The organism is Mycobacterium sp. 2YAF39, assembly GCF_052114565.1.
Classification (GTDB): domain Bacteria; phylum Actinomycetota; class Actinomycetes; order Mycobacteriales; family Mycobacteriaceae; genus Mycobacterium.
In genome coordinates, this window is sequence record NZ_JBFREZ010000033.1 from 1 (window position 1) to 962 (window position 962).

Consider the following 962-nt stretch of genomic DNA (forward strand, 5'->3'; position numbering starts at 1 on the left):
GTGACGTACTTGACGATCACCGAAGAAGATACGTGGGCGATGTCGTTGTCGGGACCGATCTTGGCTTCCTGCACCGCGGCCTGGAACCGGTCGGCCGGGGCGTAGGAGCCCAGCGTCGGCTCGGGAGCCTGCACATCCTTCGTCCCATGCAGAAGCAGCAGCAGCATCTGCAGCACCGAGTTCTGGCGCTGCTCATCAGGCAGCGCGCGCAGACCGGCCTCGAACCGAGACAGCCACTCGCCGAAGTCGGCGATGCGCTCGATCGGATAACCGGCCTCGATCAGCCAGTCGATGTACTCGTCGATACCGATGCCGTCATCGTGGGGATTCATCACGTGATAGGTGTCGAACCCATCGACCACCCCGATGCTCAGCGTCGAGATCGCCTCGGCCACGAAATCCACAGGCAGTCCGTCGAAGTGCGCCCGCTGCCGATTACCGTCGGCATCAAGGGCATAGAACGACGCCGGCGCCACCCCGGTGGCCACAATGCTGAGCACCATCCGGGTCACCGTGTCCGACACGTTGAGCTGYCCGGCATAGGTCGGATCGGCCATGATCATGCCCGAGCGGAACACCGCGACCGGCAGCCCGCACAGATCATGGGCCTCACGCAGCAGCACCTCACCGGCCCACTTGCTGTTGCCGTAGCCGTTGGCGTAGCTGCCGTCCACCGTGCGGGTGGCGCTGATCTCGCGGATGTCGGCATCCTCGACGAACGCCGACGGCTCGATCTGGCGGCCCACATCAGAGGTCGACACRWASGCRWAGGGCTTGAGCTTGCTGGTCAGCGCGAAGCGGATCAGCTCGGCGGTGCCGACCACGTTGGGGCCGAACAACTCGCTGTAGGGCAGGACGCTGTTGACGAACGCCGCCGAGTCGATGATCAGATCCACGGACTCGGCCAGCCGCCGCCAGGTGTGCTCGTTGAGGCCCAGGTCGGCTTCGCCCTTGTCGCCGGC

The 962-nt window shown here is 65.3% G+C and carries 1 protein-coding gene; it reads right to left on the bottom strand.

Annotated elements, in window-relative coordinates:
- On the bottom strand, nt 1-962 hold a 962-nt coding region (locus AB4Z42_RS28330), incomplete at both ends, for a thioester reductase domain-containing protein (RefSeq protein ID WP_442012569.1).